The sequence below is a fragment of the Streptomyces gamaensis genome (genome assembly GCF_042656465.1).
Lineage (GTDB): Bacteria > Actinomycetota > Actinomycetes > Streptomycetales > Streptomycetaceae > Streptomyces > Streptomyces gamaensis.
In genome coordinates this window covers 234,206-251,784 of record NZ_JBHSPB010000002.1, presented here as the reverse complement: position 1 = coordinate 251,784, position 17,579 = coordinate 234,206, and the positions used below count along the sequence as shown (strand labels likewise).

Annotated in this window: 24 protein-coding genes; 8 read left to right on the top strand and 16 right to left on the bottom strand. The window is 70.1% G+C overall.

Annotation, left to right across the window (positions count from 1 at the left end):
• Positions 1-66: 66 nt before the first annotated feature.
• The 6 genes from ACFP1Z_RS03805 to ACFP1Z_RS03780 all read right to left on the bottom strand — a co-directional run bounded on the left by ACFP1Z_RS03805 (position 67) and on the right by ACFP1Z_RS03780 (position 7,589).
• Positions 67-2,106, bottom strand: coding sequence for a DUF5107 domain-containing protein (locus ACFP1Z_RS03805; protein ID WP_390314375.1), 2,040 nt, complete (start codon positions 2,104-2,106; stop codon positions 67-69).
• 24 nt (positions 2,107-2,130) lie between these two features.
• Positions 2,131-2,712 (bottom strand): GNAT family N-acetyltransferase, encoded by a 582-nt coding sequence (locus ACFP1Z_RS03800; RefSeq protein WP_390314373.1) that lies wholly within the window; start codon positions 2,710-2,712, stop codon positions 2,131-2,133.
• Between the two features lie 44 nt (positions 2,713-2,756).
• Positions 2,757-4,190, bottom strand: coding sequence for a CoA transferase (locus tag ACFP1Z_RS03795; protein ID WP_390314371.1), 1,434 nt, complete (start codon positions 4,188-4,190; stop codon positions 2,757-2,759).
• A 91-nt stretch (positions 4,191-4,281) separates the two neighbouring features.
• Positions 4,282-6,522 (bottom strand): ATP-binding protein, encoded by a 2,241-nt coding sequence (locus tag ACFP1Z_RS03790; protein ID WP_390314370.1) that lies wholly within the window; start codon positions 6,520-6,522, stop codon positions 4,282-4,284.
• Between the two features lie 181 nt (positions 6,523-6,703).
• Complete coding sequence (locus tag ACFP1Z_RS03785; RefSeq protein ID WP_390314367.1) at positions 6,704-7,327, bottom strand: DUF6879 family protein; 624 nt, start codon at positions 7,325-7,327, stop codon at positions 6,704-6,706.
• Entirely contained in the window at positions 7,320-7,589 is a 270-nt protein-coding gene (locus ACFP1Z_RS03780) for a hypothetical protein (protein WP_390314366.1), read from the bottom strand. Before ACFP1Z_RS03780 ends, ACFP1Z_RS03785 begins: the two co-directional genes overlap by 8 nt.
• 502 nt (positions 7,590-8,091) lie before the next feature.
• On the opposite strand from ACFP1Z_RS03780, the gene ACFP1Z_RS03775 reads away from it, so the two are divergent.
• Genes ACFP1Z_RS03775 through ACFP1Z_RS03765 form a run of 3 tightly spaced genes read left to right on the top strand, consistent with a single transcriptional unit; the run spans position 8,092 to position 8,837 of the window.
• On the top strand, positions 8,092-8,379 hold the full coding sequence (locus tag ACFP1Z_RS03775; protein ID WP_390314364.1) for a hypothetical protein: 288 nt from the start codon (positions 8,092-8,094) through the stop codon (positions 8,377-8,379).
• Between the two features lie 15 nt (positions 8,380-8,394).
• Complete coding sequence (locus ACFP1Z_RS03770) at positions 8,395-8,685, top strand: hypothetical protein (protein ID WP_390314362.1); 291 nt, start codon at positions 8,395-8,397, stop codon at positions 8,683-8,685.
• Positions 8,682-8,837 carry a hypothetical protein gene (locus ACFP1Z_RS03765; protein ID WP_390314361.1) on the top strand — a complete coding sequence of 52 codons (156 nt, stop codon included), beginning with the start codon at positions 8,682-8,684 and terminating at the stop codon, positions 8,835-8,837. Before ACFP1Z_RS03770 ends, ACFP1Z_RS03765 begins: the two co-directional genes overlap by 4 nt.
• Positions 8,838-8,905: 68 nt before the next feature.
• On the opposite strand, the gene ACFP1Z_RS03760 is transcribed toward ACFP1Z_RS03765, so the two are convergent.
• Positions 8,906-9,124, bottom strand: coding sequence for a hypothetical protein (locus ACFP1Z_RS03760; RefSeq protein WP_390314360.1), 219 nt, complete (start codon positions 9,122-9,124; stop codon positions 8,906-8,908).
• 204 nt (positions 9,125-9,328) lie between these two features.
• On the opposite strand from ACFP1Z_RS03760, the gene ACFP1Z_RS03755 reads away from it, so the two are divergent.
• On the top strand, positions 9,329-9,613 hold the full coding sequence (locus ACFP1Z_RS03755) for a hypothetical protein (protein ID WP_390314358.1): 285 nt from the start codon (positions 9,329-9,331) through the stop codon (positions 9,611-9,613).
• Between the two features lie 144 nt (positions 9,614-9,757).
• Entirely contained in the window at positions 9,758-10,681 is a 924-nt protein-coding gene (locus ACFP1Z_RS03750; protein WP_390314356.1) for a hypothetical protein, read from the top strand.
• Between the two features lie 17 nt (positions 10,682-10,698).
• Here ACFP1Z_RS03750 and ACFP1Z_RS03745 read toward each other — a convergent pair whose 3' ends face one another.
• Complete coding sequence (locus ACFP1Z_RS03745; RefSeq protein ID WP_390314354.1) at positions 10,699-11,538, bottom strand: radical SAM protein; 840 nt, start codon at positions 11,536-11,538, stop codon at positions 10,699-10,701.
• 20 nt (positions 11,539-11,558) lie between these two features.
• Here ACFP1Z_RS03745 and ACFP1Z_RS03740 point away from each other — a divergent pair, with 20 nt between their 5' ends.
• Positions 11,559-12,353 carry a VOC family protein gene (locus ACFP1Z_RS03740; RefSeq protein ID WP_390314351.1) on the top strand — a complete coding sequence of 265 codons (795 nt, stop codon included), beginning with the start codon at positions 11,559-11,561 and terminating at the stop codon, positions 12,351-12,353.
• A gap of 29 nt (positions 12,354-12,382) precedes the next feature.
• Here the strand turns inward: ACFP1Z_RS03740 and ACFP1Z_RS03735 are convergent, their stop codons facing one another.
• The 3 genes from ACFP1Z_RS03735 to ACFP1Z_RS03725 form a co-directional block, all read right to left on the bottom strand.
• Complete coding sequence (locus tag ACFP1Z_RS03735) at positions 12,383-12,574, bottom strand: hypothetical protein (RefSeq protein ID WP_390314349.1); 192 nt, start codon at positions 12,572-12,574, stop codon at positions 12,383-12,385.
• A gap of 102 nt (positions 12,575-12,676) precedes the next feature.
• Entirely contained in the window at positions 12,677-12,889 is a 213-nt protein-coding gene (locus ACFP1Z_RS03730; RefSeq protein WP_390314346.1) for a DUF397 domain-containing protein, read from the bottom strand.
• On the bottom strand, positions 12,886-13,716 hold the full coding sequence (locus ACFP1Z_RS03725; protein WP_390314345.1) for a helix-turn-helix domain-containing protein: 831 nt from the start codon (positions 13,714-13,716) through the stop codon (positions 12,886-12,888). The genes ACFP1Z_RS03730 and ACFP1Z_RS03725 overlap by 4 nt, the downstream gene beginning before the upstream one ends.
• A gap of 394 nt (positions 13,717-14,110) precedes the next feature.
• Between ACFP1Z_RS03725 and ACFP1Z_RS03720 the strand changes: the two genes are divergently transcribed.
• Complete coding sequence (locus ACFP1Z_RS03720; protein ID WP_390314343.1) at positions 14,111-14,281, top strand: hypothetical protein; 171 nt, start codon at positions 14,111-14,113, stop codon at positions 14,279-14,281.
• The gene (locus ACFP1Z_RS03715; RefSeq protein ID WP_390314342.1) at positions 14,278-14,688 is read left to right on the top strand and encodes a DUF6255 family natural product biosynthesis protein; all 411 of its coding nucleotides are present in this window, start codon (positions 14,278-14,280) and stop codon (positions 14,686-14,688) included. Before ACFP1Z_RS03720 ends, ACFP1Z_RS03715 begins: the two co-directional genes overlap by 4 nt.
• Positions 14,689-14,771: 83 nt before the next feature.
• On the opposite strand, the gene ACFP1Z_RS03710 is transcribed toward ACFP1Z_RS03715, so the two are convergent.
• The 5 genes from ACFP1Z_RS03710 to ACFP1Z_RS03690 all read right to left on the bottom strand — a co-directional run bounded on the left by ACFP1Z_RS03710 (position 14,772) and on the right by ACFP1Z_RS03690 (position 17,575).
• On the bottom strand, positions 14,772-15,062 hold the full coding sequence (locus ACFP1Z_RS03710) for a hypothetical protein (protein ID WP_390314341.1): 291 nt from the start codon (positions 15,060-15,062) through the stop codon (positions 14,772-14,774).
• Positions 15,059-15,337 carry a hypothetical protein gene (locus ACFP1Z_RS03705; protein ID WP_390314340.1) on the bottom strand — a complete coding sequence of 93 codons (279 nt, stop codon included), beginning with the start codon at positions 15,335-15,337 and terminating at the stop codon, positions 15,059-15,061. Before ACFP1Z_RS03705 ends, ACFP1Z_RS03710 begins: the two co-directional genes overlap by 4 nt.
• Before the next feature lie 122 nt (positions 15,338-15,459).
• Positions 15,460-16,563 carry a PP2C family protein-serine/threonine phosphatase gene (locus ACFP1Z_RS03700; protein ID WP_390314339.1) on the bottom strand — a complete coding sequence of 368 codons (1,104 nt, stop codon included), beginning with the start codon at positions 16,561-16,563 and terminating at the stop codon, positions 15,460-15,462.
• Between the two features lie 16 nt (positions 16,564-16,579).
• Entirely contained in the window at positions 16,580-16,846 is a 267-nt protein-coding gene (locus ACFP1Z_RS03695; protein WP_390314337.1) for a DUF1049 domain-containing protein, read from the bottom strand.
• Between the two features lie 42 nt (positions 16,847-16,888).
• On the bottom strand, positions 16,889-17,575 hold the full coding sequence (locus ACFP1Z_RS03690) for a 4'-phosphopantetheinyl transferase family protein (protein WP_390314625.1): 687 nt from the start codon (positions 17,573-17,575) through the stop codon (positions 16,889-16,891).
• Positions 17,576-17,579: the final 4 nt, after the last annotated feature.

Sequence of the window (17,579 nt, the reverse complement as noted above, 5' to 3'; positions counted from 1 at the left end):
GGGCCAGGTGGACGGTGCCGGGACGCCACCCGATCGATACCGCCCCTTCCTCTTCCTCCCCTGTCCCTACCCTCGTTCCGGGCGCATCCGGAAGTCGTACCGCGACGGCAGCGGATGCAGCGCGCGGGCACGCGCGCGTACCTCGTCGGTGACCGGGCCGTCCCCCGCGACGAGCCGTTCGGCGACCGCGTACCAGGTCTCGCCCACCACCTCGTCGCCCTCGCGCAGGTCCTCGACCTCGAAGCCCTGGTCGAAGATCTCGCGTGCCGCGCCGGCGTCGCCCTGCGCGAGCAGGACGCGCGCCAGCAGCAGCCGGAAGCGTCCCCGGTCGAGCGTCCCGGGACGCAGCCCCGACAGCACCTCGCGGGCCTCGTCCGCGCGCCCGACCGCGAGCAGCGCCTCCACCGTCTCCCGGGCGAGGGCGGCCGTCGCCGCCGTCCACGCGGGCCCCGCGCGATGCTCGTCGCGGACCGACGCGAACGCCAGCAGGAAGCGGTCGGCGGCCCGTTCGGGATGACCGTCGACCTGGTCGGCGACGGCGAGGCAGCGCATCGACGGCCAGTGGCCGGTGGCCACCTGCTCCCAGCTGCGCACGGCCTGCGAACGGTCACCGGCGTGCCAGCGGGCGACCCCCAGGTGGTAGCACAGACGCGCGTCGCCCGCGCCGCTCTCGGCCATCTCCAACTGGTCGCGCCAGTACGGCGAGACGAGCGACGGCTCGGGCGGCAGGGCGTCCTCGCAGTCGGGCATGGTGCCGGTGTGCAGCAGGTGCAGCCAGGGCTGCTGCTCCTCCCCCAGCGTGGCCGGGTCGAAGGGGGTGCCCGGCAGCCGGTAGCGGCCGCGTTCGACCTCCAGCGCGCCCCAGCCGGAGCCGGTGGCCAGGATCTCCTCGTCGCCCTTGGGGTCGAGGTCGGCGTACGGCCGCCAGGCCGCGTACGCGTCGTCGACGGCGGTACGCGGCAGCGCCCGTTCCAGCTCGCGCTCGACGGCCGCGCGCGCCGCGCCCCAGTCCTCGCCGTGCACGGCGGCGGGGTCGGCGGCCAGCGGCCCGTAGGCCTCCAGCCACGCGAACTCCCCGCCGGCTTCGAGCGGTACGTGTTCCAGCTGGGTACGGGCCAGCCCCGCCTGGATCTCGGCGTAGCCGCCGGTGCCCGGCTCGGTCAGCCACTCCTGCCAGCGCCGTCCCCCGGGCCCCGCCCCCCACACGAACAGCTTGCGCCCGCGCAGAACGTCCGTCGAGGTCTGCACGAGCCCGTGCCCGTCCTCCCCCACCGCGGCGATCCAGCGGCGGGCGCCGTCCGGCACGTCGTAGAAGAAGTCGGCCGGGTAACGGCTGTTGAGCGGGTACGTACGGTCGGCGCCGTCCCACCGCGGGACGGGCACGCTCAGCAGACTGCGCTCGTACCCGAAGCGCCAGGCCGCCCCGGCGGGCGCGAGCACGCGCGTGCGGTCGGTCTCGGGGACGGCGGTGTTGGACCACCAGTACACGGCGCGCGGTCTGTCGTGCGGGTTGCGCACGCGCACTCCGACGTGCAGGAAGTCCGAGCCCTCGGGCAGCCACAGGTCCACCTGGAACGGCAGGTCGCGCAGCCGCTCCCACTCCCACAGCCGCAGCATCTCCCCGCCGTCGGGCGCGGGCACCCGGGCGGCGTGCACGGGGGCGACGGACAGCGGGGTGTGCCCGGTGGCGCCGATGTTCCACTCGACACCGCCGGAGAACCACGCCCCGTTGAGCGCGAACTCGGCGGGCTGGAGCACCGGGTTGCTGTACAGCAGCTGCCGTCCGCTCGGCTTGTGCTCGATCCCGTGGATCCGCCCGCCGAGCCCGGGCAGCACGGTCACCCGCAGCCGGTCGTTCTCGACGACCACCGCCTCGACGTCGGTACGGGCACGGTGGCGGGTGTAGGCGTCGTGGCGCCGGGCCGGCATCGCGGTACGCAGCGGCTCGTGGCCGAGCTGCCGCGCCATGTCGGCCGGCAGACCGGCCCGTTGCGCGGGGTCGAAGCGGTGCGTCTCGACGGGCAGCAGCAGCGCGGGCAGCGGATTCCCGGGCCCCAGCGGGGCGGCGGGCAGGGACAGCACGGCTCGGCGGATGGTGGTGGGCACGCGGCTCCCTCGGTCTTCTGTCGCTCAGTTGGGGTGGACGGAGGTCATCTCGGCGGTGACGGCCCAGCGTTCGTGATCGCGCCACGCGCCGTCGACGAAGAGGAATCCCGGCGAGAAGCCCTCCAGCCGGAATCCGTGCCGCCGCACGAGCGCGACCGACGCACTGTTGCCGGGCTGGATATTGGCCTCCAGACGGTGCAGCCGCAGCGGCCCGAAGGCGTACCGCAGCGTCAGTCCGAGGCCTTCGCTCATCAGTCCGCGCCCGGCGGCGGGGGCGAAGGCGCCGTAGCCGAGGACTCCGCACTGGAAGGCGCCGCGCACGATGTTGTTGATGTTGATGAACCCGGCGAGTTCGCCGCTCTCGCAGAGCCGGACGAGCAGCCCCACGGACCGCTCTCCGTCGAAACGGGCCACGTATGTCGCGAACGCGTCGTCGGTGGCCGGCATCTCGACCCAGGGATGGTGCAGCCGCGTACTGGCCCGTACGAGGCGCGTGAACTCGGCGCAGTCGCCGGGCGTGACAGCCTGGAGGCGGACGCGGGGGCCTGGCGGCACGGCGTCCGGGCCGGGCTCCGGAGTGCCGTCTGCGGCCGGTGGGTGCGGCATCGGGTCATGGTACGGGCCGGGGGTGCCGGTTGTCCGGGAGGGCCTCACGCCCACGTGGCGGGATCCGTTCCCAGGCGCCCGGGCGTCCGCGCCCAGTCCCGGGGCCCGCCGGCGAAGGAGACGGGCGGCAGGGCGTAGCGGATCCGACTGGGGAGTCCGTCAGCTTCGCCGTCGACTTCGATTTCGGCTTCGGTGAGATGGGGGTCGGGGCTGTACGGGTCGCCGCCGTCGCCCGTGTCCCGCCCGGTGGCGGTCGTCAGCCAGCACGCGGTCTGCGCGAGGGCCGGCCGGGCGAGGCGCGTACCGCCGCCGTGGGTGCGCTGCTCGGTGAGGGCGCGCAGGACGGCGGCGGCGAGGAGGTAGCCGGTGCCGTGGTCGAGGGCCTGGGCGGGGAGGACCCCGGGGGTGCCGTCGTCGTGCGCCTCGGTGACGGCGATCCCGACGGCGGCCTGCACAAGACTGTCGAACCCGCGCCGCCCGCCCCACGGCCCGTAGTCCCCCCACGCGCTCAACTGCGCGACGACCAGGCCCGGGTGCCGTTCGGCCAGCGCTTCGGGCACCAAGCCGTGACGGTCGAGGGCACCGGGGCGGTAGCCGGTGACGACGACGTGGGCGGTGGCGAGGAGCTCGTGGAAGGTGGCACGGTCGGCCGTGTCGTCGAGGTCGAGCACGGTCGACCGCTTGCCGAAGCCGGTGTCGTTGTGCGCGTCCTGGAATTCGGGAAGGCGGGGCGAGTCGACGCGCAACACGTCGGCGCCGAGCAGGGCGAGGGTGCGGGTGGCAACAGGCCCGGCGATGACACGGGTCAGGTCGAGAACGCGCAGCCCCTTTGCGGGGAGGCCGGGTTCGGGTGAGATTCCTGCATCCCGGGTGGGCCCGTCGTCGGCGATACGGTCGAGGGTGAGCAGGGGCCGTTGGGCCACTGCCAGGCCCTGGGGGTGAGCGGCCCACTGCTGCGGGGTACGGACGGCGACGGCGAGGCCGTCGGCGGCGTAGACGGCATCTTCGATGTCGCTGGCGGGCCGCTCGGCGAGCACACGGGCGACCCGGTCCACAAGCGCCTCATCGCTGCCGTCGTCGGGGATGCGGAGCGCGGCGAGGAGCCGTTCCCGATGGTGCGGATAATTGGCGTGCGTCCGCACCCACCCGTCGACGGCCCGCCAGAACCGGGACAACGGCGCGAAGGTGGTGGCGGCGCGATCGTCGATGCGCAGATGCCGCTCACTGACGAAGGCGGTGGCGACGGCGCCGTCGTCGACGGATACGGCGGGAAGCGGCTTCCCACTCCGTACGGCCGCCAACTCGGCGGCAGCGAGCGCACACACGGCAACACTGGCCCGCGCCATCTCCCGCACGGGCAGCCGAGCGGGGAGCACTCCGGCACCGGGGCCGCCGTACTCGACGGCGCCGAGGTGAGCGGGGTCACCACCAAGGGCGGCCCAGGCGTGGGCGGTTGGGGCGGTGGCTCGCTTGATCATCTTGCCAGTGTGGCACCGGTGGGGGCAGGGGTGCCAGAGTGTCTGGCTGTGACCTTGGGTGAGGGAGCCCTGTGTGCGATAGGGAGGCTGTTCAGTCGCCGGCTTCAGCCAGCCGCCTCTCCAAGCGTGAGCGCATGGCCGTGGCCCGCGGATCAGTGTACGGAGTCAGGTGGGTCAGGGCCTCGGCCCAGTGGGTGCGAGCCGCCTCGGGGTCTTGTGGGTGGACGGCGGTGGCCAGGTGGTCGAGCTCCAAGGCGAGCTCCCACTCGTCCCCGAGGTTGCGGTGGACGGCTACGGCTTGTCGGTGGAAGGCGGCAGCCTCGCCGTGCCGGTCCAGCGCGACGTACGTCTGCCCTGTACCGCGCCAGGCCAGGGCTTCCCGACTGCGATCGCCGAGGCGCCGGTGGAGCATGGCCGACCGACGGTAGGAGACCAGGGCGTCGCCGTGCTGGGCGGCGGTGCGCTGGATGTCTCCGAGGGTGAGGAGCCAGAAGCCTTCCCGGGTGTGGTCGCGGAGAGCGAGCGCGATGTCGAGCGCCTCGTCGATGGATCGCTGGGCGGCATCCGTGTCGCCCTCTTCGAGTCGCAGGGCGGCTGCGATCCGAAGGAGGTTGCCTTCACCGCCACGATTGGCCAGGGCCCGGTGCGCGGCAAGCGCCTCGTCGATGACCGAGGCGGCCTCGGACAGGCGGCCGGCGCTCAGGCGAGTGCTGGCGATGTTGGACAGTGCGGTGGCGACTCGTTGGCCATTTCCCAGGTCTCGGAAGACGGACATGGCCTGCCCGAAATACGCGTCCGCCAAGTCGAGTTCGCGCTGTCGTAGATGGATCAGGCCCATGAGGTTGAGGGCCTGGGCCTCGTCGAACCGGCTCTGCGAGCTGCGAGCCAACGTGACGGCTCGCTCCAGAGCGTCCAGGCCCTCGGAGAAATTGTTCAGAGCCCTGTGCGCGATGCCCGTGTTGATGAGCAGCCGTGTCTGCGCTCTCTGGTCCTCTCGTCTTGTCGCTGCCTCTAATCCGATTCGGCCCAGTTCCAGCCAGTCCCGCTCCGACGAGGAGGCGGGACGTGCGAACCACAGGACGGTGGCCAACTGCCAAGCCGTGTCGTCCATTCCATTTCGGACGGCGTCGCGCACGACGGGGAGGAAGTTGCCCTGTTCCCGTTCGGACCAGTCGGCGGCGGCGTTGTAGTCGGTGAAGACGAGGGGCGTGACTTCCGGCAGGGGTCCAGGCAGTGGCAAGTGGTCCTCTGACGGATAGAGCCACGTCTGGGCGGCGTCGGCAGTGTGGAGGTACCAGCTCAGGACGCGTCGTCGCGCAGCTTGCCTGTGGTCGGACGACTCCTCTGCCTGCGCAAGGTCGGTGGCGTACGCGTGTAGGAGGTCGTGGAACTGGAACCGGTCCGGAGCGGTCTGCTCCAGCAGGTGGGCCCCGACCAGATCGTCGAGCAGCTGGCGTGTCCGGCTGGGAGTGACTTCGCCGAGGGCGGCGGCAGCGGGGAGGCTGAACGCCGCTCCAGGGTGCAGGCCAAGGAGGCGGAAGAGGCGGGCCGAGTGCGTGGACAGAGCGCGGTAGGACCAGGTGAAGACCGAACGGATGGCTTCGGCCTCGTCATCGATGCCGGTGCTGAGGGCGTCCCAGAGGGTGGACTCGTCACGCAGGTCGCTGATGAGATCGTCGAGTCGCATGTGCGGGTGGCTGGCGGCCCGTTCGGCGGCGATCCGCAGGGCAAGCGGCAGACGGGCGCACAGGCGCGCCAGTTCTGCAAGTTTGTCGCCGTCGTCCTCGGGGCGATAGCCCCTCGTGACCGCGCGCAGCAGAGCGACTGCCTCCGGCTCTGGAAGCGTGCCCAGGGTGATCCTGTGGGCGCCGTCACGCACCGAGAGACCCGCCAGGCGGCTGCGGCTGGTGACCACGACGAGGCTGTCTCCTCCGCCGGGGAGCAGCGGCCGGACTTGGCTGACGGTGGCCGCATTGTCCAGGAGGATCAGGACCCGGCGGTCGGCGATCAGCGATCGGTACATCGCTGCTGCGTCGTCGACGTCCTGAGGAACCTCGGCCGGGGCCACGCCCAGGGCCCGCAGGAAGCGCTGAAGTGCCTGCGCGGCTGTGACTGGTTCTCCGGGATCGTACCCGCGGAGGTTGACGAAGAGCTGGCCGTCGGGGAACTGGTCCTTGACCTGGTGCGCCCAGTGCAGGACCAGCGAGGTTTTGCCCGCGCCCGCCGTGCCGGCCACCACGTGAACGGAGACGACGACGCGCCCGCCGTCTCGGTCGGCAAGCACCGCGTTCAGCTGTCCCAGTTCGTCGGAGCGGTTGACGAAGGTGTTCACGTCGGCCGGGAGCTGGCGTGGGACGGGCCCCGATGGCCCCGAGGCGGCGACGTGGTGGAAGTGGATGTCACCAGCGATGCTCCCGGCCTGTACGACATCGTGAGACGACCCGGAGAGGTCGTTCTGCGAGTCTCCGGGTCGCCTGTTGCCCTCTGTAGGCACGTCGATCAATGCGCCCTGGTCAGGCCGCGGGCGGTGGAGGCAGGTCGGCCACGGCACGGTCGAAGTACGCCTGGACGTCCTCCGCAGCCGCGTACAGTTCCTGCAGATGGTCCGCCCAGTTCCTCACGGTGCTGGGATCGGTGAAGCGAATCGCCCCGTCCGGTCGACCGGCAGCGGTGTACAGCACACGGTAGAGAACCCGGCTGTCCAGAAGGTTCAACTCCGGCAGCAGCGCATCGGCCTCCGCGGCGGCGACCGCGGAAGCAGGCAGGACGCGAACGGAATGCCCGCATTCCGCGCTCAGTCGTAGCCAGTGCAGCTCCCACTGCACATACGGCGTAAGCGGCTCCTCAACCACACGAATACGGTGAAAGACCGCCCCGCGCGACACTGCATCCCTGGCTTGTCGAACCAAGGCGTCACGGTCGGCCTCGAACAGCCGCAACACTGCTGGCCAGTTCCCCTGACGCAGCGCCTCCCGGCTGTCGTCGTTCGTCTCCTCGAAGTGCTGCAACCGCTCCAGTTTCCAGGACTCCCCATCGCGGATCGCGGCGCACCGCTCTCGGAAGTCCCGCTTGTAGTCCTGGCGTGTGAGCCGCTCACCCAACTCGTCCGGGAGCCCGGGAGCGAGGAGATCAAGCATCGGGAATGTCCACCTTCGCCGCACTCAGCATGTTGCCCGGGATGACGACCAACCGCTCGTCCGGCCCCAGGTTCACCTCGCCCGGCAGGCGCGACCGGTAGTGCGCGGTGAGATCGCGGCCGATCACGGCAACGTCACCGTTGCTCAGCTGCCAGATGTCCGGGCACTCGTCGTCGTTCTTGGAGTTGCCCAGCTCCGCCGCCGACTTACCGAGGCGCTTGACGAATAACGCAGACGGATCGGCTTCCCAGGCTCGGGCCACGGGTGCCCCCTCCAGGCTTGCACTGTAACGCACTGCCACGACCACAATACCGTGCGAGATGGGGCGCCCAAACACTTCGGCGACGACCGCCGCCGGGTACTGGCCGAGGCAGATGTCGACCCTGCCTGATCGTCAGGCGCCCGGCCACCGACCGGTCCCGAGCCGTACTGGTGGAGCTCACCGCCGCCGGCCACGACCTCGTCGAGCGCACCGTCGACCGTGTCCTGGAACGCGAAGTGGAGCTCCTCGACGGTCCGTCCGAGGAACAGCACGAGGTGCTCACCGAATTGCTGCGCGTCCTGCTGGACGATGTCCAGGCCAAGCTGAACGTCCACGACGTTTCCCACGTGGGCCACCCCCGACCGTCGCGCGACTTCAAGATGGGCCCAAACGCGGCGATTTGCAATCTTGGCAGCGTGGCACCGGTGGGGGTAGCGGTGCCAGAGTGTCTCACTGCGACCTTGGGTGAGGGAGTCCAGTGTGCGACAAGGAGGCGTGAGAGATGCACATCTACTCGAAGAACCGGTTGCATGAACGCATCTCGGAGAAGATCGAAGAAGACCCCGAAGAAAGCTTCATCTCGATCTGCGAGGCCGCCCCGGAGGGCAGCGTCATGGGCGGAGTGCAGCGCTACGGTGACACGATGCTCAACGAGCCCCAACTGAAGCGGTTCGCGGAGGAGCTGAACCGCCTCCCCGAAGACCAGCAGACAGCCGTGATCCGTCAGGTGAAGGAGCTGACGCAGCAGGCGCTCTCCTGCCGTGGCTACCTGTTCATCTCCGGGGACTAGAAGAAGGCGGACCGCATGCCCCTCGTCATCTACGTGGAAGACCAGGTCCACGGGCGCATGGCCAAGACTCATGAAGACCACAAGGAGACATTCCTGGCCTTGTGCGAGGCAGCCCCGGAAGACAGTGTTCTGAACGGTGTACAGCGCCACGGCGACACGATGCTGAACGAACTCCAATTGAGGGGGTTCGTGGACGAATTGAAACAGCTTCCCAGAGAGAAGCAGAACAGCACGGTTCGAAAGCTGGTGGCGGCAGCCGAGTTCGCCATCGCTTCTCACGGCTACCTCTACTTCGTCGGCGCATGAGCCGCGAAGACACGCTGCGCTGCCTCCTCGTACGCGCCCAGGGGGCCGATCCCCCCCTGTACGCGCCGGGCACGGATTTCTGCGCGGACAGCGGCGGCTTCACCCACAACCTGGCGACCGACGCCCCCGTCTTGCTGCGGCCCGCACCCTGATGACTGGGGGGGGCGAGCGCACCCAATGGCGGGCTCACCGCCACCGGCACGTCTGCCTCATGCTCCCTTCAGCAGATGCCACCAGGGCAACGGCCACCACTTCGATGATCAGGCTCAGAAGCGGGCGAACGGGCACCACGCCCCCTGCGCACCGCCCAATCGCCGGCCACGCGAAGCAAGTCGATCAGCGCGATCCCGAGCGCCTCAGGGAACCCCGCCGTGCTCAGCAGCACCAACACCGCGATGCCCACCGCAGCGGCGATCAACGCGATACCGGCCTTGTCCATGTCCGCCTCCCGTAGTCGCGACGCTCTTCCGCGTCGCAACTTCAGGGTCGGCGCCGAGCGCCCGCCGATGAACTCCCGTCGGCGGGCGGTTTCTCCGCCACTGGCACCGCGCTGACGTGCACCTTCGCCGTAACTCCGGGACGTTTTCCCGCCCTGCCGGGCACGGAGTTCCGCCACGCTCCGTAGAGCGCTACGGTACAGACCGTGGCTGGGGGAACCATGACACGTACGCGCAAGGGCAAGCCCGGATGCAAGCAGGCGTGGCGGTACGCCCACGGAATGACCCAGGACGAAGCGGCCGAGCGCTGTAATTCCCTGACGCGGGACGGCGAATACCTGCTCACCGGGAAGCGGATCAGCGAGTACGGGCTGTGGCCGCCGTCCAGGTCGCAGCCTGGTGTACAGCTGCTGCGTCGACTGGGACATGCGTACGAGACCAGCCCCAACGAGCCCACAGATCTGCTGGATCGGATGCACTTACCCCGTTGAGGAGCTTGAACTGCTCCGCACGACCGGTGATCTCGCTCTCATACGTCCCCTGAGGACGGCGAGTCCCAAAGGAATGTCATTGCTGTCCCCGATCGGGGATCCGAACCACGAGTGCACACACGGGAAATCAAGGAGGCAGCCGTCATGGCAGCGGCTCACGAATCCAGCGATCACGCCGCCTCGGCGGAGACGAGCAACATCGGCCCTTCCGGCCTGGACACGCTACGCGACGACGTGGTCCGTCTCTCCCGCGAACTGGTCCACAGCGATCCCCTGCCGCTCTTCGGTCATATGGTCGCCACCCGGGACCGTATCTACCGCATCCTGGAAGGAAACCAACGCCCCCAGCAGACAGCAGACTTGTACTTCCTCGCCGGAGTGCTCTGCTGTCTCCTGGCCGATGTCAGCCACACCTTCGGTTACTACTCCGCAGCGCTTGAGCAAACGCGTGCCGCCTGGGCCTATGCCGAGATCGTGGGGCACGACTCGATGAGGGTCTGGTGCAGGGCCGCACAGTCCTGGTACGCGTACCGTGACCAGCGCCCGCAGGCGGCGGCCGCGCTGGCGCGGTCCGGGCAGCGGTTCGCGGGCCGGAACGAGGCGTCGAAGCAACGGCTGTACTCCATGGAAGGCACCGCGCTTGCCTCTATGGGAGACGTGGACGGTGCCCTTCGGGCTTTCCGGCTCGCGGAGGAAGCGCGGGATCGCATGAGTGGGCTGGACGACTTCTTCGACGAGGTAGGAGGGATCTTCACAGCTGACCGAGCCCGGCAGTTCCACACCGTCTCAACCGGGATGATCAGCCTGGGCCGTGGCGAGGAAGCCGGTGCACGCATCACGCTCGCCACATCCTGGCTCCTCCGAGGCGATGTCGAAGCCGCGCAGGAGACGCTGCGCCCCGTGCTTGACATTCCTGTGAACATGCGAAGCGACCACATGCGGGCCATGCTCGTCGAGTTCGCCAGGGTCCTGGCCCTGCCGAGCATTCGGAGTGCGGCGCTGTCTGCCGAACTGCGCACGTCCGTGGAGGACTTCCGTATCCCCGTGCTCCCCGGAGGGGCCCATTGACGCTCTCCGGGCGCCGCTTACGGCATGCAACCCCCGTCAGTGCCACTGCTGTTGCAATCCACGGACAGCTCGCGCTCGCTCAAGGCGGCCTGGATCCCTGCCCGCACCTCGCCCACCCTCCCCCCGCCCACAATCTCCCGGAGCGACGCACCGCGCACATTCCCCACCGGCAACCACCGAGCCATAGTGCACGGAAAGACATCCCCGATCGGCGTGACCGCCAGCAGTTCCCCCGAGCACCGGCCGCACAGGTCGGCCACCGTCGAAACCCGTCCGCCCGCCGCGCGCCCCACCGCCTGTAACGGCGCCACCTTGTCGTTCCGTACGCCCAGGGACCTCAGGGCCGCCCGGGCCGGTTCGGGGTCGGGCGCGGACTCCGTGGTCATCACCAGGCCGGCCAGGCGTACGCCCAGGCCCGCGGCCTTGCGCAGGTTGGCCGACATACGGCGGTGACTGCCCCGGCGCCGGGTCATCGCGTCATGAGGGCCGGGCTCGGCGGAGTAGTAGCTGACCGAGACGAACACCCTGAACAGCTGCCACAGCCGCTCCGGAACATGGACGAAATTGCTCACCACCCGGACCAGCAGCCCGAGTTCGAGGGCGTACTCCATGAATCGCGGCAGCAATGGATGCAGCAGCGGTACCCCGCCGATGAACACCACCGTCCGCACCCCGATCTCCGTGGCCTCCCGCATCACGCGTAACCAGTCCTCGGCCTCCATGACCCCACGCGGAACCCATGAGCGCAAGGCGCGGTCCGGTCGGAACAGCGGCAATACCCATGAATTTCCGCGAGGAGTGCAAGGCTGGCCTCGCCCGCACGCACCCGGCCCGTCCCGGGCCCCGGCGAAGCCCACCCCGAAGGGAGACCTCCTCCGTGATCACCACCGACTACGTCCCCGGCTCCCCCTGCTGGCTCGACCTCGGCGCGCCCGACGTGCCCGCCGCCGTGCGTTTCTACAGCGCCGTGTTCGACTGGGACTTCCAGTCGATGGCCCCGCACGCGCCCGACCACGGCATCTTCCAGGTGGACGGCAAAGCGGCCGCCGGCCTCGGGCCGCTCACCGAGGAGGGGGCCCGGTCCGCCTGGATGATCTACTTCCGGACCGACGACGTCGACGCCACGGATGCCGCCGTGCGGCAGGGCGGCGGTACGGTCCGGGTGCCCCCGAGGGACGCGGGTGAGCGCGGCCGTATGGCCCAGTACACGGACCCCCAGGGCGGACAGTTCGCCGTCTTCCAGCCCCGCGCGTACGCGGGCCTGGAGGCCGTCGACGAGCCGGGCGCCCTGTGCTGGACCGAGCTGTACACGACGGACGCGGCCGCCGCGAAGCGGTTCTATGGCTCGGTCTTCGGGTGGGCGACTGAGGACATCCCGCTGCCGGGCGACGACGGCATGACGTACACGCTCCTCGCGCCGTCGGGGCTCGGGCAGGAGCGCCGGCACGGCGGGCTGATGCAACTGGCTCCGGAACAGTTGCCCGTGACGGACGGGCGGGCCTACTGGCATCCGGTGTTCGCTTCGGCCGACTGCGATGTGACGGTGCACAAGGTCACGGGCGGCGGCGGGGCGGTGCAGATGGGGCCGGTGGATGTGGAGGGGGTAGGGCGGCTGGCCGTGTGTACGGACCTCGCGGGGGCGGATTTTGTGGCGTTGACGCCGTCGGATTGACGGGGACAGCAGCGGCGGAACGGGCCGGGTCAGTGGGCGCGGCCCGGTTCGCCGGGGTCGAACTCACGGAGTGCTTCGCGGGCTGCGGTGCGTTGCGCCGGGGTGGGGTCGGTGAGGCTGCCCGCTTCCGCGAATGCGGTGCCGCTGCGGGCCATTGACTGCTTGAAGGCGTCGATGTAGCGCTGGAGGACGGTGGGCTCTTCGTGCGCACGGTCGGGCATGGTTGTAACGGTACCGGTGGACACGCCCGTGCGGCGTGCTCGTACCGGGTACGCGGCACAGCGCAGGCCCGGCGTTCGCTGTACGCCCCGGCTGCGCAGGAGTTACGCGCCGAAGGCGCCGTCCTGGAGAGCGGCCAGGAAGTCCTTCCAGGACGGAGCGGGGACGAACAGGGTTGCGCGTCCGGGACGCTTGCTGTCCCGGACGGGGATCAAGTCAGGTACACGATCGGCAACTTCGAGGCACTCACCCCCGTTGCCGTGGCTGTAGCCCGACTTGCGCCATGCCGAGTCCGGTATTCGAGGCGGATTGCTCATGAGTACTCTTCTTTCAGGATCGCGTCGATCAACAGGGCAGACTCTTCGGGCGACAGCGCATCCGCACGAAGCAGATCGTAGGAGTGTGCCCCTCCAGCAACGTCCGCCCGATCCCCCAGTACATACCCTCGGGGATAGCCATCCACGTACAGTGCGTCCGGCTCGTCGCTGAACGACAGCAGGCCGAACGGCCCACAGCTGCCGTTGTAGGGCCTCCCGTCCTCGGGAATGACCTGAATCACGTGCTGCGGCGTCTCGGCAATGCCCTTGAGCCGTTCCAACTGCTCCTTCATCACCTCACGGCTTCCGACGACGCGTCGCAGGACCCCCTCGTCCAGGATGACCCAGAGGTGCGGCGGAGCTTCACTCGCCAGAATTCGCTGGCGTTCCATGCGTGCCGTCACGTAATTTTCGGCGTTCGCGTAACGGCCAGCAGCCATGATGGCCCTTGCATACGCCTCCGTCTGCAACAGCCCAGGCACGAGCTGGCAGTGATACATCCTGATGGCCTCGGCCCTCTCCTCCAGTTCCACGTACTTCCGGAACCAGGGCGGGAACGCGAATCTCACCACCAACCTCGACAGCCGGACAAACCGCCCATGCGCATCCGGAAACAACCGATCGCACGCCTCCGCGAACTCAAGCCGTGGCACCCGCTCCCCCGCCTCGATCTTCGCCACCAGTGCGTAGCTGGCATGCGCCTCCGCGCCCAACTCCCGCCGCGAGATGCCCAACCGCTCCCGCTCCAGCCGAACCTCCTGCCCAAAATGGGCCAGAGGCAACGCCCTCGGGTCGGCCGGGTCAACGGACTCTTCTTCGGTACTCACACAAACCCCCGAACACAGCTGGACACGTCACAGCGTCTAGGTATCCGACCTGTTCAGGCTATGAGCGGAACCGGAACCCTGGAGGCGTACCCGAAAGGCACCGCCCGCACGGGCGAACGTACGAACAGAGGTCCCCCATGCCCCATACCCCCGACCGCCCCGGCGAACCCCGCCCCTACGAACCCGCCGTAGGCGACCTCGTCTGGGACAGCGCGACCAATCGCGTGGGAGAGGTCCGGGACCACAGGTGGTCCCGGTACCAACTGCGCCCACCCGGCGGGGGAATCGAGTGGGACGCGGCACCCCACCGTATCCGGAAGGCCACGCGCGCGGAAGAACTCAGCGCGAGGGTCGCGGCGCGGAACGCGACGAGCAGGCGGGAGTGCGGCGACAAGTGACCACGTACGACGAGAGTTTCGACGAGAGGCGCCCCGAACCACCGCGCTGCGAGGAGTGCCACCGCATCTACGACGGCTACATCGCGGCCGCGCTCAAAGGAGATGGCGAAGAGGGCCTGAAGTGGAAGACGGCGCGGAGCCGGCACCTGTGGCTGGAGCACGCATGACGCGCCGAGCCGTCGGACGACTGGTCAACCAGTGTGCGCACCCGGAGGGTTGGCAGACACACGACGGCGTCACCACATGCGCCAGCGGCTGCGGCACGGAACGCTACATGGGGTACGCGGCGCTGCTCACCCCGCAGCCACCGGCGGACACGCTCACTCGCCGTGCCGCCGGGATCAGCCGTGCGCTCCCGGCGGATCGCCGCGCCGACTTCGACCAGGCCCTCCAGGACGCCTCGACGCCGACCGAACGCGGCCGGGTCCTCCTGCTGTGGGGGACGATGCTCCACGACGCCGACGACACCCACCTCGCCGAACAGGCCCGGCTCGCCCACGAGGGCAAGCTCAGGACCCACACCGAGGAAGAAGTCCGGCAGATGCTCGCCCGCCGCCGGAAGACCGCTGAGTGAACCGGCCCTTCAACCCGTGAAAGACACTGACCGTGCCGCCGGGCCCAGTTGGGCCCGGCGGCACGGTCAGTGAACAGAACCGGTCAGTCTGCCCACACCACGCGCAGGATGAGCACACACCGTTGCGAGGCGTTCGGGTTCCGGTCCGGGTCGTGGACCTGGTAAGGGATCATGACGTTGCCGAAGGCAGCTACACGGTCCCACTCAGGGCCGATGTCGGACTCGGTCGAACCGGCACCATAAGGATCCGCAGTGATCCACTGGATCAACGCAAGGACCTCGTCCTGCGGTACAGGCGCTGCAGGATGCCCGGCGAGTGCGTCGTACTGCTGAAGGGCTTCCTTGGCGGGCGCCCAGGGCCAGGGGTCGGTCACCTCGCTCCTCGCAGGGGCCACGGCTCGGCAAGCTCAAGTTCGCCGTTCATGGCAGCGATGCGGTCGGCGGCGAGCTCACTGTCCATGGCCGCCAACGCCCGTCCCCACCACTTGTCCCGAAAAGCGGCGACAGCCGCCAGGTCGCTCAGGTCGACGTGATCACGGGCCTTGTCGAAGGCGGCACGCTGGTCGGCCGGAAGTGCTTCGCGGATGGCGGCGAGGGTCTTGGCCGGATAGCGGGTTGCGGCAGGCGGTTCTACGGGCTGGCCGCTCATGACGCGTTTGCCTCCTTGCGATGATGGCGGACTCCGCTCCCCCGACCCTACAGGCGCACCCCGCGCAGGGGAGCGGCAGTTGATCCGACCGATGGCCACGTGGTACAAGCCGAGCCCCGCTCTCACCCCCCATGCTCCCGCCGCACCACCAACAGCGCCGCGTCATCCGCCAGTTCCCCACCCGCATAGGCCAGCAGGTCCGATACGAGCTGGTCGGCCAGGGCGGCGGGCGTGCTCTCCCTCAGGGCCGCGAACCGCCGCTCCAGCGGGTAGAAGTAGCCCGACGTGTCGCGGGCCTCGGTCACGCCGTCGGTGCACAGCAGCAGGAGATCCCCTCTGCCGAAGGGGAAGGTGCCGAGGTGGTACGGGCCGGCGACCAGCTCCCTCAGCCCCAGGGGCGGGTCGGTCCGGTCCGCCCCGGTCTCCACCGCGGTCACCTGGCCCTCGTGGCGGACGAGAGGCGGCAGGTGCCCGCAGTTCACCACCTCGACCGGGCCTCCCGTGCGCGGGATGCCCAGCAGCGCGGCGGTCACGAAGTCCTCGCCGATACCGCGCCGGCGCACGGTCGCGTCCAGCCGTCGGGCCACCGCTGCCAGCTCCGCCTCCACCTGGGCGGCCTCGCGGAAGGTGCCGAGCACATCGGCCGCCGCCTCGATGGCGCCGAGCCCCTTGCCGCGTACGTCACCGATGAGCAGCCGGACACCGAACGGTGTCCGCAGTACCTCGTACAGGTCGCCGCCCACGCGGGCCTCGGCTGCGGCGGCCCGGTAGCGCACGGCCACCCGCAGTCCGTCGACGCGCTCGGGGACCGGCCGCAGCAGCGCCTGCTGCGCTGCCACGGCCACCGAGCGGGAGTGCACGAGTTCGCTCTCCCGCGTCGCGACGAGCACCACGTTCGCGGTGCTGATGCACGTGATCGCCAGCACGGTGCACGCCGTGGTCATGTGTGTGACGAGGGGGACCTTGGTGTCGTTGAGGGCCATCAGGGCCACGAAGAACAGTGCGCACAGGCCCGCGAGCAGCGGGACGCCGGCGCGCCGGGTGCCGATGCTGGCGAGCACGGGAGCGGTGGCCAGCACGGGGGCGAGGGTCACCCGGGGATCGATGACCAGGTCGAGGGCGACGGCGGCACCCAGCAGCGCCCAGGCGGCGAGCGTGAGCCCGCGTGACGCGTGAGGGAGGGCCGGTGCCCGGGACGGGCCGTCAGGGCCCGGAGCTCGCTTCATGGCCGCCCTCCTTCGGCTACCTCCTCCGCACCGTCACATACCGGCCCAGCAGCCACCCCACCACCAGCATCGCCCCCAATGCCAGCCACAGCGGTGACGTGACCTCCGGGCCGATCAGCCGGATCCTCACCTGCCGCGTGTTCTCGAAGACGAAGACGAGCGCGAGGATCAGGACGAAGAGCAGCACGACGCGGCCCGTCGTGGCCGACTCCCGTACGCGGCCCGCCCACGCCGACATCCGGCCCCCGCCACGGCGACGGCCCTTGCTCCGGGAAGCGCTCATACCGTCCACGATGGCAGCGCGGAGCGCCCGGCGAACCCGTGGCTACGCCGAACGTGTAGCCACGGCCGCCACGTATCCGTCGTCCACCGGCACGTCACGCAGCGCCCACCCCGCCGGCACCCCCGCCAGCTCCGCCCCTGTCCCCACATACGTCAGGGCCGGGCTCTGCGCGAGCCCCGTCCCCGTTCCTTTGAGGTACGCCTCCTTGCGCGTCCAGCACCGGGCGAAACCCAGGACCCGCTCCGCCTCGGGCAGCGCCGCGAGCTCGGCCGTCTCGTGAGGGTGCAGGGTGCGGGCGACGTCCGCCACCACATCCGCCCCCGGCAGTTCCTCGACATCCACCCCGACCGCCACGTCCGCGAAGCCGAACAGCGCCAGATCCCCGGCGTGGGAGAGGTTGAAGTGCAGGGGCGCCCCGGTCACCGCCGGCCGCCCGTGCGGGCCGCCGCACAGGGGGCAGGGTTCACGCGTCAGCAGGACGTCGGCGGCCGGCACCCCCAGGTACGCCCCGAGCAGCCGCCGCAGTCCCAGATGGGCGGCCACGTACCGCGTCCGGTGCAGGTCGCGAACGAAGCCCGCCGCCCGCGCCCGCTCCGCCTCGTCGAGGACGAGGACCTCGCCCGCCTCCGGCTCGCCCGAAGCGATCCGCAGGAGCCACACCTGGGGCGGGCCGCCCGGCGTCCATGTCCCCGGCAGCGGATCGCTGCCCAGCACCCACGGCTTCACCATCCGC

What these genes read in the sequence shown, in the direction of transcription:
- ACFP1Z_RS03705 (WP_390314340.1), bottom strand. Translation starts at nt 15,337, where the DNA reads ATGAGCGGCCAGCCCGTAGAACCGCCTGCCGCAACCCGCTATCCGGCC.
- ACFP1Z_RS03770 (WP_390314362.1), top strand. Translation starts at nt 8,395, where the DNA reads ATGCCCCTCGTCATCTACGTGGAAGACCAGGTCCACGGGCGCATGGCC.
- ACFP1Z_RS03750 (WP_390314356.1), top strand. Translation starts at nt 9,758, where the DNA reads ATGGCAGCGGCTCACGAATCCAGCGATCACGCCGCCTCGGCGGAGACG.
- ACFP1Z_RS03765 (WP_390314361.1), top strand. Translation starts at nt 8,682, where the DNA reads ATGAGCCGCGAAGACACGCTGCGCTGCCTCCTCGTACGCGCCCAGGGG.
- ACFP1Z_RS03795 (WP_390314371.1), bottom strand. Translation starts at nt 4,190, where the DNA reads ATGATCAAGCGAGCCACCGCCCCAACCGCCCACGCCTGGGCCGCCCTT.
- ACFP1Z_RS03690 (WP_390314625.1), bottom strand. Translation starts at nt 17,575, where the DNA reads ATGGTGAAGCCGTGGGTGCTGGGCAGCGATCCGCTGCCGGGGACATGG.
- ACFP1Z_RS03700 (WP_390314339.1), bottom strand. Translation starts at nt 16,563, where the DNA reads ATGAAGCGAGCTCCGGGCCCTGACGGCCCGTCCCGGGCACCGGCCCTC.
- ACFP1Z_RS03735 (WP_390314349.1), bottom strand. Translation starts at nt 12,574, where the DNA reads ATGCCCGACCGTGCGCACGAAGAGCCCACCGTCCTCCAGCGCTACATC.
- ACFP1Z_RS03775 (WP_390314364.1), top strand. Translation starts at nt 8,092, where the DNA reads ATGCACATCTACTCGAAGAACCGGTTGCATGAACGCATCTCGGAGAAG.
- ACFP1Z_RS03785 (WP_390314367.1), bottom strand. Translation starts at nt 7,327, where the DNA reads ATGCTTGATCTCCTCGCTCCCGGGCTCCCGGACGAGTTGGGTGAGCGG.
- ACFP1Z_RS03715 (WP_390314342.1), top strand. Translation starts at nt 14,278, where the DNA reads ATGACGCGCCGAGCCGTCGGACGACTGGTCAACCAGTGTGCGCACCCG.
- ACFP1Z_RS03800 (WP_390314373.1), bottom strand. Translation starts at nt 2,712, where the DNA reads ATGCCGCACCCACCGGCCGCAGACGGCACTCCGGAGCCCGGCCCGGAC.
- ACFP1Z_RS03760 (WP_390314360.1), bottom strand. Translation starts at nt 9,124, where the DNA reads ATGGACAAGGCCGGTATCGCGTTGATCGCCGCTGCGGTGGGCATCGCG.
- ACFP1Z_RS03695 (WP_390314337.1), bottom strand. Translation starts at nt 16,846, where the DNA reads ATGAGCGCTTCCCGGAGCAAGGGCCGTCGCCGTGGCGGGGGCCGGATG.
- ACFP1Z_RS03730 (WP_390314346.1), bottom strand. Translation starts at nt 12,889, where the DNA reads ATGAGCAATCCGCCTCGAATACCGGACTCGGCATGGCGCAAGTCGGGC.